This window comes from Endozoicomonas sp. (assembly GCF_051008435.1).
Classification (GTDB): domain Bacteria; phylum Pseudomonadota; class Gammaproteobacteria; order Pseudomonadales; family Endozoicomonadaceae; genus Endozoicomonas_A.
Genome location: NZ_JBPCXO010000141.1, coordinates 17,534 through 31,563, shown reverse-complemented (window position 1 = coordinate 31,563; position 14,030 = coordinate 17,534). Strand labels below are relative to the sequence as shown.

The 14,030-nt window shown below is 48.3% G+C and carries 11 protein-coding genes and 2 tRNA genes; 3 read left to right on the top strand and 10 right to left on the bottom strand.

What is annotated here, in order from left to right; all coding sequences use genetic code 11:
* Nucleotides 1-131: 131 nt before the first annotated feature.
* Entirely contained in the window at nucleotides 132-560 is a 429-nt protein-coding gene (locus tag ACR2PX_RS06655) for a CesT family type III secretion system chaperone (RefSeq protein WP_433998578.1), read from the top strand.
* Nucleotides 557-3,949, top strand: a complete 3,393-nt coding sequence (locus ACR2PX_RS06650) for a DUF4135 domain-containing protein (protein ID WP_433998577.1) — start codon at nucleotides 557-559, stop codon at nucleotides 3,947-3,949. The genes ACR2PX_RS06655 and ACR2PX_RS06650 overlap by 4 nt, the downstream gene beginning before the upstream one ends.
* Here the strand turns inward: ACR2PX_RS06650 and ACR2PX_RS06645 are convergent.
* From ACR2PX_RS06645 to sctD, 4 genes are all read right to left on the bottom strand, one after another.
* Entirely contained in the window at nucleotides 3,946-4,320 is a 375-nt protein-coding gene (locus ACR2PX_RS06645) for a tetratricopeptide repeat protein (protein ID WP_433998576.1), read from the bottom strand. The genes ACR2PX_RS06650 and ACR2PX_RS06645 overlap by 4 nt on opposite strands.
* A 109-nt stretch (nucleotides 4,321-4,429) precedes the next feature.
* Nucleotides 4,430-4,684, bottom strand: a complete 255-nt coding sequence (gene sctF, locus ACR2PX_RS06640) for a type III secretion system needle filament subunit SctF (RefSeq protein WP_433998575.1) — start codon at nucleotides 4,682-4,684, stop codon at nucleotides 4,430-4,432.
* A gap of 49 nt (nucleotides 4,685-4,733) precedes the next feature.
* The gene (locus tag ACR2PX_RS06635; protein WP_433998574.1) at nucleotides 4,734-4,988 is read right to left on the bottom strand and encodes a hypothetical protein; all 255 of its coding nucleotides are present in this window, start codon (nucleotides 4,986-4,988) and stop codon (nucleotides 4,734-4,736) included.
* Nucleotides 4,966-6,471, bottom strand: a complete 1,506-nt coding sequence (gene sctD, locus ACR2PX_RS06630; protein WP_433998573.1) for a type III secretion system inner membrane ring subunit SctD — start codon at nucleotides 6,469-6,471, stop codon at nucleotides 4,966-4,968. Before sctD ends, ACR2PX_RS06635 begins: the two co-directional genes overlap by 23 nt.
* 645 nt (nucleotides 6,472-7,116) lie before the next feature.
* Between sctD and ACR2PX_RS06625 the strand changes: the two genes are divergently transcribed.
* Nucleotides 7,117-8,826 (top strand): AMP-binding protein, encoded by a 1,710-nt coding sequence (locus tag ACR2PX_RS06625; RefSeq protein WP_433998572.1) that lies wholly within the window; start codon nucleotides 7,117-7,119, stop codon nucleotides 8,824-8,826.
* Nucleotides 8,827-9,159: 333 nt separating this feature from the next.
* Here the strand turns inward: ACR2PX_RS06625 and ACR2PX_RS06620 are convergent, their stop codons facing one another.
* The 6 genes from ACR2PX_RS06620 to acs all read right to left on the bottom strand — a co-directional run bounded on the left by ACR2PX_RS06620 (nucleotide 9,160) and on the right by acs (nucleotide 14,013).
* A complete protein-coding gene (locus tag ACR2PX_RS06620) occupies nucleotides 9,160-9,576 on the bottom strand; it encodes a hypothetical protein (RefSeq protein ID WP_433998571.1) in 417 nt (138 codons plus the stop codon).
* A gap of 350 nt (nucleotides 9,577-9,926) precedes the next feature.
* Nucleotides 9,927-10,505, bottom strand: coding sequence for a DJ-1 family glyoxalase III (locus ACR2PX_RS06615; RefSeq protein WP_433998570.1), 579 nt, complete (start codon nucleotides 10,503-10,505; stop codon nucleotides 9,927-9,929).
* 196 nt (nucleotides 10,506-10,701) lie between these two features.
* Complete coding sequence (locus ACR2PX_RS06610; protein ID WP_433998569.1) at nucleotides 10,702-11,601, bottom strand: patatin-like phospholipase family protein; 900 nt, start codon at nucleotides 11,599-11,601, stop codon at nucleotides 10,702-10,704.
* 112 nt (nucleotides 11,602-11,713) lie between these two features.
* Nucleotides 11,714-11,790 (bottom strand) — tRNA-Met (locus ACR2PX_RS06605).
* A 52-nt stretch (nucleotides 11,791-11,842) separates the two neighbouring features.
* Nucleotides 11,843-11,919 (bottom strand) — tRNA-Met (locus tag ACR2PX_RS06600).
* A gap of 144 nt (nucleotides 11,920-12,063) precedes the next feature.
* A complete protein-coding gene (acs, locus tag ACR2PX_RS06595) occupies nucleotides 12,064-14,013 on the bottom strand; it encodes an acetate--CoA ligase (RefSeq protein ID WP_433998568.1) in 1,950 nt (649 codons plus the stop codon).
* Between the last annotated feature and the right edge of the window lie 17 nt (nucleotides 14,014-14,030).

Here is a 14,030-nt window from a genome sequence, read left to right as displayed (position 1 = left end):
TTCGGCCATATGCTGTTGAAAATAATATCGGGAGATTTTTTCCGGTACCTGCCGAAACAGTACATTCATAGTAAACTGTAATTAATACCTAACCAGAAGGCATGGATGCCTTCACCCGGAGCAGGGAAGCTATGAGTTTCGATAATCTGATGAAAGCCGTCGCCCGCAACAATCAGCTGGGTGAACTGGACTTTCGTGATAACCGCTACTATCTCACCATCGACAACCGCATTGAGTTAACCTGTTTTCAGGCTAATGGACGATTCTTTTTGCATGGGGTTATTGCCCAGTTGTCATCCGGCGAAAAAGATCGGGAAAATTTACTTCGCAGTCTGATGACTAAAACCGTGGGGCTGGCTACTACCCAGCGGGTGATCCTGTCGATTGAGCCAGAAAAAGATGCTTTGGCCTTACATTACTCTTGTCCACTGCAGGGATTGGATGAAGATCAGATAGAAGAAGCTCTGTCTGAGTTTGCTAATAATTTTGAGTATTACCTGATGGAGATCAGTCAGGAACAGGCAGTGATGCCAACAATGCCAACGATGATAATGCCATGACGGATCAGGCTTCCAATCACACTTTATTTGGTTGTCTTGTTACTTGGGAAGACAATTCCATTAGCGGATATAACGGCCTGCGTCAGGCTAATGAAGCCTTTCTCAAGGCGGTGATTCGATACAGTCGTTTTGATGAGCTTCATCTATTTTTGCATGGAGGGCAAGTTGCAGCCTTCAGGCAAGATTGGAAGTCCTACCTTAGTCAGTTTGGAGCAGGTAAGAGCATCAGTATTTTACCAGTTCATGAACTGCCTTCTTCGCTGCAGGAACATGTTTATACCGTTTTTCATTCCGGTGATCCTTATATCTCTGACCTGGCTTCTCTTCGAGAAAGACATGCATCGGGTGTATTTCCAATAACAGGCAGAGCTCATAGCCTGAATGATGACACTCGTCTTTCCCGGGTTCGGGATTTGATTTTCTCACCCTTAAAACCCTGTGATTCCATAATCTGCAGTTCAAGCGCACAAAAGACCGTCATGAAGCGTCTGCTGTCTTCAGCCAGCGCCAGCGTCAGTGACACAGTAGGAGTAGCTGTACCCTATCGAGGACAGGTCAATCTCATTCCTTTGGGTATTGAACCTGCCGGTAAGGAATCGGGTGGGCAAGAGCCTGCTGTTTCTTCACAAAGAAAAGTGCCTCAGATACTTTGCCTTGGCAGGTTGTCTGCAGCCGATAAGATGGACTTACATCCATTGCTGCTGGCTTTGAACGATCTGATCGAAGAGGGGGCTGTCACAAAGTTTCAGCTGGTGATTGCGGGTGCCGGTGATGCGTCCAGTGAATACGTGCGTTCTTTATTGGCCCAGGCGTATGAATTCAACCTGGAAGATTATATCCGCTTTGAGCTCTCGGTAGATGATGACAAAAGAGAGCAATTGATGGCGGAAGCGGATGTTTTTGTGTCTCTGTCAGATAACGTTCAGGAAAGCTTCGGGTTGGCCCCATTGGAAGCAATGAGGGCCGGCATTCCCGTTATCCTTTCCGACTGGAACGGTTACCGTGATCTGATCGTTTCAGGGCAAGAGGGTTACCTGATCAAAACCTCTTCAGCCGATCATGATGCTATTTCTCGCTCCCTTAGTCTTGTGAGCAAAGCTCAGGCTCAGCTTATTCAGGCTCAAGGTGTTGCAGTGGATATTGAGTCGTTGAAAGAGGCTTTGTCATCATTGCTTCTGGATGAGAATCTCCGTAAAGAAATGTCCAAAGCAGCCATCCAGAGAATTAATGAGACTTTCAGCTGGCCGTTGTTGATTGAGCAATACCACAGGCTGGTGGAAGCGTTGGGCCAGGAAACTTCCAGAATGCGCCTTCATAAGGGCAGGGAAGTGGGCATGCCTTATCGGGATGTGTTTGGTCATTATGCTTCTGCCACTCTGGCAGAAACCGACCGACTTGTGGCTACTGATAGAGGTCTCCGCGTTTTGCTTATGTCGGAGAAGGGTTTTTTCTTCAGTCAGCTGAGTCATCTTCTTGATAAAAATGCCATAAGAATTGTTATTCGAAAGCTGGTTACACCTGAGAGCATCAGTAACCTGGAGAAAGTATTTCCCGACAAGCAGCAGTTATTGTTTTTGTTGACCTGGATGCTTAAGTATCAGCTAGTTGAACTTTCCTCAGAAAGTAACAGGACAAAACCTGCCTCTTTTGGATTGCCGGAGTGGTTTGAGATAGACAGCCAAAGTCTGACTGATGACCTGGTTTTTCCTGAGCAGTTGCGATCCAAATGGATCAAGCCTTTTATCAATCAGTTCGTAACACTCTGTCAGGATCATGCAGCGGATATGGATGGCTCTGATGATGGTCTGATGCAATCTATTGCTCAACCAGTCCTTGAGTGGATGGACGACAGGTTGCTTCAGGCTATTGGCTGGTTTGCAGAAGATCATGACTTGAGCAGTTATGGAGAAGTGCTGAAGTTGTTGGAATCGAAAGGGGTTAAGGTGTTGATTGAATCTTACCCTTTTTGGTATCGGAATTGTCGTAAAGAATTCCTGCAGCGATCAAGGTTCATCAGATTGCTTCTGAGACGAGTCAATCAGGATTTGTCAGAGATAAATGCTCTCTTTTTCTCCGATGACAGTCGGCCTGCTTCCGGTTTGATGTCCATCACCAATATGAAAATAGACTCTGGTGCTCCGGTCTTTCGGTTGGAATTTAATAATGGAGAAAGTCTGGTTTACAAGCCCAGAGATCTTTCTATTGATCAATTATTGCTTGGAGATCAAGGGAGCATGGCCCAGTCATTGAATGGCTGGTTGCAGGATTCTGATGCTCTGGGTGTTTTCAAAATACTGAATAAATACACCTACGGTTATGTTGAATTTATAGCATCAGAGGCGGTTGCTGAGATCAGTGATCTGGACACTTACCATCGTCGACTGGGCGTAGCAGGTGGTTTCTGTCTTATGACAGGCCTTGCTGATATTCACAGCAAAAATCTACATATCAATGACAATAAACCCTATCTTATTGATGCTGAGACTGCGCTACACAGTGGCGTTATTATGCAGCTGGAGAGGGAGTTACAAAACCCTGAACTTGGCTTTTTACGAGGTATGCAGGATTCCAGTCTGGGTCAAACCAGTATCATGAAGATATGGGAGAATTTTCATATCTGTCAGACCCGTTATTGCTCAGTAAAGCTGGAGAATGGGGAGCTGGTAGCGGATCAGCCTCAACAGATTCATCCTTTTCTTGATCATATGCTCATGGACAACGGTCGACATTCTCTGGATGGTCGACAGCCTCCGGTTGCCGCTTTATACAGCACAGCTTTTATAGAAGGCTTTCAACAATCAGTTTCTCTCATTAGTGAAAATGCTGAGCACTGGAATGATTGCCTGAAGTCGATGATGGGTTGTGAGGTCAGGTATCAGCCTCGTTGGAATCTGAACGAAGCTCGCAAGCAATTTCGTGATCTGCATGTAGCCAGAGCGTTGCAGGAAATCACCAGAGAACGAAGTAAAGGGTATTTCCTGAGGATTGCCAAGCGGATCACGCTGGGCTCAGAGGTTAGTCAGCGCTGGCTTGATACCCCCTGGCAGGAGCCGGTCAGTGTCTTGTCGGATTCAGTTGCGCAAGGGTGGCTGGCCATCGAGCAGCGTGACTTTGTCAGAAAGCTTGGAGAATCCGGGGTATTTATTCAGGGTTATAATGGGGCTTTGCACGAAATAAGCCCTGATTATTTTTCTGTCGATACGATCGAAAAGCAGGTGGGGTTAATTTCGAACCTGTCGGATAAAGAGCTCAGGGATCGATTTTTGAATGCTTGCCAGCAGATGATTGAAAGCTGGTTTGAACAGCATCTCAATGCTGGAGAGGGTATGCCTGAGGAACTCAGGCAGGGTGTTCTTGAAGAAATGGCAGTCAGGGAGAAAAAGACTTAACCTTTTCTGATGTTGTTCAGCAGTTCTTTGGCCATAGTGGCTGTCTCTTCATCGCCCTCTTTTTGGGCGGTGGTCAAATAATCTTCCCCTTCCTTGTTGCGCCCTTCCATCATCATGGCCATACCAATGAATGCTTTGACAGTTGGGTTCTCAGGATCTTTTGGAATGGCTTCTTTGTGAAGAATCTCCAGCGCTTCCTGATTCATCTTCTTATTTATGAAGGTCAGGGCATAGCCCAGAGTAGGCAGGACGCTGTCGGGTCTGGCTTTTTCAAGGGCGCTGAAAATACCGAAGGCGTGCTTTGACATACCCACGCTGGAGGCCATGAAGCCTATATCTGCCAGGGTCTTGATCAGTTTTTCATCGGTCATGGTTCAGGCCTCTGTCTGTTTACCTTGAAAATGCTACGTTTCGGAGTTCGGTAGTTATTTTCATGGTTCGAGGGGAACAGCATTGACAGCTCATGGCTGCTTGCCCGGCTTATAATTTCTGGATAATACTCTGTAGTGTGTCTTTGATGGATTTGATGATGCTTGATCTCAAACCCTCAATGATCATGTACTTGTTGAATTCAACCTGGAACTCCACCATGTCTTTGGTGTTGTTTGGGTCCATGTTGGTGATTTTGGCTTTCAGGTTCTGGTCAAGTGTTTCTGCCGTCTTACCAAAAACTGACTGTATATGGTCAAAGTTAAACTGGTTGGCTCCAGCTGTTCCCTGTTGTCCGGTTGACATGATCCTTCTCCCTTTTGGACAGTACTGTAGCCGTCAGACGGTACTTTAATCAGTGTTTTTTATGATGAGTGTTCCAGGTTTTATCGACGACTTCGGCGGCAGCCATCAATGCGGTAATCATCGTGTCGTTGGTTTCAAATTCATCAGGAGAAAGCCCTTTGTCACGGGCGGCTTTGAGGCGAAACGCTTCATCAACCAGCTCCTTGAGAACCTGTTCCCTGAGTTCACCTTCGGTGTCAAGAATCAGACGGTCTTCAAGGTCTGAGAGATGGACTTTCTCATTATCGGTTTGTTGGTCCTTCACTTTTCCCTCCAAGACGATATTTAATTCGATCTGTGCCTTTTGATAATAAAAGATACTCAAGATTGATATCTTCAATTATATACCCGTTGGCCAGTTTTGCGCCGACCAGGTACTTTGCACCGTCTGCCATGGTCACGAAAGGCACTCTTCCCATACTCACTGCCCGAATCTTAAGAGAGGGGCCCAGGGGAGTATTAATGACCCTGGCAGGAGCTCCAGCCGTTTTGGTCGCCAACCTGAGTTGAGGCTGATTGCCATACCGTTTTCTGAAACGCGTGACCACATCGTTCAGGTTATATACCTGTTCATCGTCCAAGAGGTGGCCTTCTAAAGTGATCTGGTTGGGTTTTTGTATTAAATGTATGCGAGGGCTCAAGCCTTTTTCCCTCAACATGGACTTGAGGGTGTTGAGTCTGCCAGCCTGGTTTTCCACCTGATCGACGATAGAGACCAGTCCGTGAACCTCTTGTTTCAGGGCGGCAATGATCTTTTGCAGCTCTTCAGAGGTAGGAGCATAGCCTGTCATAACCAATGAGCCGGGAGAGTTGTCCAGTTCCAGGCTGAGCGATTTGTGTCCCTGATTCTTCAGCAGTGCGTCGGCATTGGCTCTCAATTCACTCATGACAACCAGTTGTGAGCTGAAAGGAATGTTCTTTTCGCGAAGCTCTCGCTGAATGGTCTGCTTATCACTCATTGTCAGGGTATAGCCGGAGATCAAAATACTTTGGTCAGGAAGTTCTTTCAGTTTGACGTTTTTCTGATTCAGCAGGTTGCGGATCTTCTTGGCCTGATCAAGATGGCTCATTTGAGGAGGTTCATCGTCCGGGCCACTTGAAAGCAGCAGGATCAGGAGCAGGAAAAAAGCAAAAATCCCCGCCGGTATACCGATCAGCCACTTTTTGTCGACATTCTTTAAAGGGTTTTCAAACTCCTCAGAGTCGTCTTCCTCTTCATCTTCCTCACTGTCGTTTGGCTGAGACTCATCCATTCCATCCAGGTCTTCATCCAGGCTATTGAGGTCATCGCTATCCACTTCATCATCGTCTAGAAAAACATCGGGGGGGTCAGGAAACTCGTCATCATCTTCTTCCTGATCTGAGACTGGCTCGAGTTCTTCTTCCGCTGCTTGAGGTTCTGGCTCAGGTCTCTGGAGTTCTGGTAGAGGCTGGTCTGGCCAGTCAGCATCCACAGGGCCCAAAGAAAAAAACAGCTGACTGGAGGTTATGATGTCAAAATGATTAGCATTTAGCGTTGGCCCCTGCGGTAGGCCATTGCTGTAGAGCAATCCGTCTTCAGTTTGGCTGGATATTGTTAACTGACCATCCGGGCTGATGTTGATAATCAGCTCCTGCTCACTGAGAGAGTCGTCAGTCAGCACCAAGTCACACTGATCACTCTTGCCCAGTGAATGACTGCCAGGTTCCAGAGGGATCTCGGCCCCCTGGTGATTACCTGAGAGTATCTTGAGGTAAAACTCAATCATGACCGTCTACCCAATGTCTGCTGGGGCGGAGGTCGAGCATCGAAGGTTCGCTTTTCAAGGCTGGTGGATGGCAAAGTGATCGTCCTTTCAACCGTGAAAATCATCTCATCCCTGTGACGAAATGCTTTCCTTAGTTCATGGCTGCTTGCGCTTTTCCCAGGGCTATCTCATTTCATCGGTCTTGGCATGAAAAAGTGAAATGGCCTATTTGGGGTGCCTTTTCCCTGATAAAGATCATAGAAACTTCGATGTTCAGGCGATTTAAATATTAGGTTAAGTGAAACTACTTATCTTTTCCAGAGCTGTTTCTTTGATCTACATTTTCGAACAAAGTGCTGATAAGGTTAGAATCTGTCATCAAGTAGCTGGAAAATCCCTTCAGGGTGATAGCACACCCCCTAAACAGCTATATGTGTGCAGGCGTATTTTCAGCCGGTTTACCTTGTCAGAGGCTGAAAGTCGCCGAATAGGCAGCAAGAGCAAAGAGCCGATGAGTGATGCGGATAGATGTTTTTACGACAGAAGTCTGGCAAGCTCTAACAGAGCGAACACCCTTGCAGAAATAGAGATGTGTGCGGTATCGGGCAGACTCGTATAGAAAAGCCTGGTGTCGTAGCATGAATAACAAGAAGAGAGCAGGCACTTATGGAAGCATCTTTCTGGAGCGATAAGCGTCCGGCGGGCGTTGCTGAAACCATCGATCCCGATCGTTACCCCAACCTTCTGACCATTATTGAGGAGCTTCTTGCAAATAATGCCTCCCGACCGGCATTCACAGGTATAGGCCACACCCTGACTTACGGTGATTTAGACCAATACAGTCAGCAGTTTGCCAACTACCTTCGTGAGCATACTTCTCTGAAGCCTGGCGACCGCATTGCCATTCAAATGCCCAACCTGCTTCAGTATCCCATCGTTGTCTATGGGGCGATCAGAGCAGGTCTTACCATTGTTAATACCAATCCTTTATATACTGCCCGGGAAATGTTGCATCAATTCAACGATTCCGGTGCCAAGGCGCTGGTATTTATGGACAACTTTGGTCATCTGGTAGAAGAGGTGGTGGCAGAAACGGATATTGAGCATCTGATCGTCACCCGGGTGGCGGATATGCTGCCTTTTGCCAAGCGGACCTTGATCAACTTTGCTGCAAAGCACGTCAAGAAGATGGTGGAGCCATTTAATCTTCCGCAGGCTTTACCATTTAGGGAGGCTCTGGCCAAAGGTGGCACCTGCCAGGCCAAGCCGCTTGAAAACCCTCCTGCTCCGGAAGATCCTGCCGTTCTCCAATATACCGGTGGAACAACCGGTGTGGCTAAAGGGGCGGTACTGACCCAGCGTAATCTGATTGCCAATATGCTCCAGGCTCGCTCGGTTTTGTCACAGTTGGATGCAAGTGGTCAGCCGGTGCAGCAGGCTGGTAGCGAAATTATTGTGGCTCCATTGCCTCTGTACCATATCTATGCTTTTACAGTCCATCTGCTGTGTATGCCCTACATGGGTAATCAGAATGTCCTGATTGCCAATCCAAGAGATACAAAAACCTTTATCAAATTTGTTAAGCCATGGCAGTTTACCGGCTTTATTGGTTTGAATACGCTGTTTGTCAGTCTGATGAATCATCCTGATTTCAAGGAGTGCGATTTCAGCAAACTGAAGCTAACACTGTCCGGTGGTACCGCCCTGCAGAAAGAAACGGGAGTCCGCTGGCACGAATTCACTGGTTGTCATGTTTCAGAAGCTTATGGCTTAACGGAATGTTCTCCAGCGGTCTGTATGAATCCTTTTGGTGAGATTGCCCAGTTGGGTACAGCAGGATTGCCAGTGCCCAGTACTGAGTTGAAAGTGATTAATGACGAAGGGGAGGCTCAGGCTGTGGGTGAAAGAGGGGAGCTCTGTGTTAGAGGACCTCAAGTGATGCAGGGTTATTATAAGAGGCCTGAAGCGACTGCTGAAGTACTGTCTGAGGATGGCTGGTTGAAAACCGGCGATGTGGCCATTGTAAAAGAAGACGGTTTTATAGAAATTGTGGACAGGATCAAGGATATGATTCTGGTCTCTGGCTTTAACGTATACCCTAATGAGATAGAGGATGTAGTAGCCAGTTTTGATCGAGTTGAAAACTGTGCAGCCATTGGTATTCCTGATGATGTCACTGGAGAGCGAATCAAATTGTTTGTGATTCCTTCAGACAACGGATTGAAGAAAGATGAAGTTGTAGCCTATTGCAGAGATCATCTCACCGCATACAAGGTCCCGAAGGATATTGAATTCCGGCAAGAGTTACCCATGACACCGGTCGGAAAAATTCTGAGAAAAGATCTGCGCAAAGAAGAGCTGGAAAAAACTTCTTGATCCAGCGTTGCCGGGTTCTCTGAATTTACGGCAAAAAAAAGCCCTCTTCCAGGAAGAGGGCTGACTTAAGGAACCATTAGAACGTTTGCAGAATCTATCTTACGGACATTGTTCCTACCCACCTATTTGTATCTTGCGAATCAATGATGTGAGTTACGCGTGGGAAGGTTGCGTATTTTTCGTTGCCGATATGGTTTTATTTCAGACTGAGGTTCTTGTTAGTTAGTTCTGTCGGGTTCATCTGGGTAGTACTCAATAAAAAAACCGGCTTTTCGCCGGTTTTTTTGTATGAATATATGAAAAGTGATCTGGAAGGGTGGTATGGATACGCTCTCAGGTACTGGTTTCAGCTTTAGCTTTGTTGTCTTTTTTTTCTGGGAAATACTGGTTGAGCATTTCAGGATCACTGCTGAGTGCATCACAGGCTTCTGGCTGTGAGGCGGGTGTAATGCCGGTTGAACAGAGTTTCATGTTTCGGATACTGGCGTCAAACCAAAACCAGTTGTTGTTATCAGAAAGGCATAGGGCTCTGGCAGTGTAGTTGACAGAAGGGACCAGAGGGACTGAAGGAAAACCATGAAGTTGTTTCTTGACGACTATGGCATCCAGACATGAGTAAGTGACATCATTGTAGCGTCGCTCAAACCGGTTAAAGGTCTGTGCGATCATCTGCTCAGCCATCTTGTCCTGTCTCCGGCTCAATTGATAGAGAGCCAGCCCACACAATAAGAGAATGATGATGCTTTCCATTATGAATACCTCAAGGCTTTATTAATTAGTGCTAGCGTCCGTACCTGCTTTTTCTAAACCCTTATTTTTATCAAACCATATTTCCCTTACATCAGGGAAGCCCTCATATGGATTAGAAAGCATCATTCTTTTTACCGTGATGAACATTTTGCTACGATTTGTTTTCATGCTTCGTGGTGGTGCAAATAAGATATTTCTCTTTGCTCGGGGGTACTCAGCCCAGAGACTCAGAAAAAGTTTTGAGTGAAAGTACTTTCATCGCTGTGCTGTTGGCATCGTCTTAAGAAAGTACTTGGTTTCAGCCCGACCTTTCTTGATAACTGTTCAAAAGTACTGGCGCTATCCAGGGTCTACAGTGCCCAGTCTGCCAGCATTTGCTTAGCTATCGGGCGATAGGCATCTTTACCGTAGACTGCGTCAATCAGTGCAAAACTGAAGCTCATTGCGCAGCCAGGCCCCTGACCGGTAATGACTCGTTTTTTCTGATCAACCACCACCGGGTTTTCTGGTTGTGGCAAAGCCCCTTCGAGTTGATCAAAAAATGTGGGGTAGCATGTAGCTCGTACATTATCGAGCAGGGAGTGGTGGGCCAGAACAACGGCAGAAGAGGCACAAATGGCTGCGTACCAGCGATGTGATTTGTGTTGTTCGTTCAGTAGTTCTGTCAGGTGTGGGTTGTCCCGAAGGTTGGCTGCGCCTGGCATGCCACCCGGCAGAGCTATCAGATGAAAGTTCTTGTTAAGGCAGGCTTCAATATGACAGTCGGCAATGAATTTAATGCCCCTGGAAGCTTCAATCTCCAGACTGCCATCGGCGGTACAGGCTGCAACAGTAACCTGAGCACCAGCCCGGCGAAGCGTGTCAATAATGACAACCGCTTCTATTTCTTCACAGCCATGAGCAACAGGGACAAGAATCTGCCTTGGCATAATGAAACCTCTATGGTTGAGCCTTCGGAATGCAAGCAAGGAACCTGCTCTGATTGATTGAAGTTTCAGGGCAAGTACTGCTAAGCCTGTTGAGCTGATTGATACAATCGTCAGTTCAACAGACTCATAAGCCTAGTAGGGATGATTAATAAAGCCAGAAAGTAAGCTAAAGGGTTTGTAAAATCCGTGAAAAAGATCAGGCGGGTTGAGCAAGGCCGGACTGATTGAATTGCTGAAGTAAAGAAAATCCAGCGGAGTAGCCTCTGTGATAGTCCGATACCAGTCGAGCACGGTCTCTGGTGCTTCTGGTTGAGTTGAGTTGGATATCCGGAGCTATCTCCGTAATGGATATGCCGTCGCGCTTTAATTGATCGAAATTATTCAGAGTTTCGTTATAGATCGAGTATTGCTGACGAATCAGTTCAGCAACTTCCGGCTGTTTTCTGAATTGCCAGGCTAGCAGTCTGTTAGCTGAAGAAGCTTTTTTTCGATACTGACTTTCGCGGCTGCGCAGAACAACTATGTGCTGATAACCATCTTCAGCCGCTTTCATGATGGGCAGTGGGTCTGCAAGGCTACCGTCTACGTGGTTTCTGTCATCGATGGCTATGGCATTGCGATAAATCATGGGCAGTGCACTGGATGCTTTCAGAACGGTGAACAGCTGCTCAAGATCAAAGTGTTCATCGAATGTGTGATAGACAGGGTAACCGGTGTTCGCGCAGCTGGTGACAATGGTGAATGTTTTGTCCCGAAGGTTGCTTCGAAACTTGTCAATATTCATATGTTGTCTTTGGATTCGATCAAATAACCAGTCCAGATCAAATAGATTGCCGCCTTTCATATGCCGCTTTAGGCTGATGAAACTCGGTTCCAGACAGGCGCCGGTATACAGATCGAGGTTACGACCTCGTTGACCGGCAATAAAAGAAACCAGGTTGAGTGCGCCGGCTGAAACGCCGTAGAAGCCATCGAACTGCCGATAGCGTTTGTCCATGAAGGCATCCAGAATGCCGGCAGAGAATATACCGCGCATTCCACCACCTTCAACGACAAGTGCCGTTTTTGTAGGTGAGCTGGCCTGTTGTTTCTGCATTGAGATCCCAAACAGTCACGAACGAGAGAGTAATCTTTCATCCTTCTATGTTGAGTAGAGGTATTGAAAGACTTTTCACAAAAAAAGAAAGCCGGATAAACCGGCTTGTATTTGGTAGCGGGAGCCGGATTCGAACCGACGACCTTCGGGTTATGAGCCCGACGAGCTACCAGACTGCTCCATCCCGCATCAAATACTTTTCGAACAACAGGTTAAAATCTGGAACCTGTTGTTCTGAAATTGGTAGCGGGGGCTGGATTTGAACCAACGGCCTTCGGGTTATGAGCCCGACGAGCTACCAAACTGCTCCACCCCGCATCAACGAGGTGCGAATAGTAGGGACGATGATCCATAAAGTCAACACAAGTTTCCCGGGTGGAAACCTCGGAGATTGAGTCGAAAAAAACCCAGCCATTGCAGGGCAACAGCTGGGGCAGTGTGTGGTGGAATGTACGGAGAAGGTTAACTGGCCAGAGCTCGATCCTCGATCAACTGCTGTACCACGCCCGGATCAGCCAGTGTCGAGGTATCGCCCAGATTCTCATATTCACCGGTGGCGATCTTACGCAGAATGCGTCGCATGATCTTGCCGGAACGGGTTTTTGGCAGACCCGGAGCCCACTGAATAACATCAGGAGTGGCGATAGGGCCAATCTCCTTGCGTACCCACTGTCGAAGCTCAGCCTTAAACTCATCCGAATAGTCGACTCCCGTCTTCAATGTCACGTAGACGTATATACCCTGGCCTTTGATGTCATGGGGGAAGCCCACCACAGCGGCTTCCGCCACGTTCTGATGGGAGACCATGGCCGATTCAATTTCCGCCGTGCCCATGCGATGGCCTGAAACATTCAGGACGTCATCAACACGGCCGGTAATCCAGTAGTAACCGTCCTCATCTCTTCTGGCGCCGTCACCGGTTGTGTACATGCCCTTGAAAGCTGAGAAGTAGGTCTGAATGAACCGCTCATGATCGCCAAAGACCGTACGGGCCTGCCCGGGCCAGCTGTCCAGGATGACCAGGTTGCCTTCCGCCGGGCCGTCCAGCAGTCTGCCCATGTTGTCCACGAGAGCAGGCTGAACGCCGAAGAAAGGCCGGGTGGCAGAGCCGGGTTTAAGGTCTGTAGCACCGGGCAGGGGTGTCAGCATGGCTGCGCCGGTTTCTGTCTGCCACCAGGTATCGACGATCGGGCAGCGCTCTTCACCCACGGTGGTGTAGTACCAGTTCCAGGCTTCCGGGTTGATGGGTTCACCAACGGTACCAAGCAGTCTGAGGCTCTTACGACTTGTGCCTTCTACAGCCCTGTCACCCTCAGCCATCAGGGCACGGATTGCGGTAGGCGCTATATAGAGAATATTGACGTTGTGCTTATCAACGATCTTGCTGATCCGGTTCACTTCCGGGTAGTTGGGCACACCTTCATGCATGACAAGAGTGGCGCCATTGAGCAATGGGCCATAGGTGACATAGGAGTGTCCGGTGATCCAGCCGACGTCGGCATTGCACCAGAAGACTTCGCCATCCTTGTAGTCAAAGACATACTGGTGAGTCATGGAAACGTATACCTGATAGCCACCAGTGGTGTGCAGAACACCTTTCGGCTTACCGGTGGAACCGGAGGTATAAAGGATAAACAGTGGATCTTCCGCGGCCATCTCCCGTGCTTCGCAACGAGGGGAGGCCAGGGCGGTCAGCTCCTGCCAGGAAACATCCCGATGGTTGTGCCACTGGATATCGGCGCCGGTGTGGCGGTAAACAATGACTTTTTCAATCGTTTTGATATTCGGGTGGCATAGGGCTTCGTCGACATTGACCTTCAACGGCACCCTTTTGCCGCCACGCAAACCTTCATCGGCAGTGACCACCAGCTTGGCGCCGGAGTCAATGATGCGGCCGGCCAGGGCTTCAGGAGAGAAGCCGCCAAACACCACGGAATGGATAGCACCGATGCGGGCACAGGCCAGCATGGCCACCGTGGCTTCAACGATCATTGGCATGTAAATGGCTATCACGTCGCCCTTGCGCACGCCCTGGCTTTTCAGACCATTGGCGAAACGACAGACCTGTTCATGCAGCTCCCGGTAAGTGACCTTGCGGGCCTCGGCTTCTTCATCGGGTTCCCAGATGATGGCGACCTGGTCACCTTTTGTTTCAAGGTGGCGATCCAGGCAGTTCCAGGAAGCGTTGGTGGTGCCATCCTGGAACCAGTTGATGTCGACAAAATGCTCGTCAAAAGACACCTTCCTGACCTGGGTGTAGGGTTTGAACCAGTCGATGCGCTGACCGTGTTCACGCCAGAACCCTTCCGGATTGATGATGGACTGCTGGTACATCTCCAGGTAACGATCGTTGTCGATGAGGGAGTTTCTGCTCAGCTCCGGGCTCACCGGATAGACGGAGGCTGCGGTCATGTATTGTCCCTTTGCAT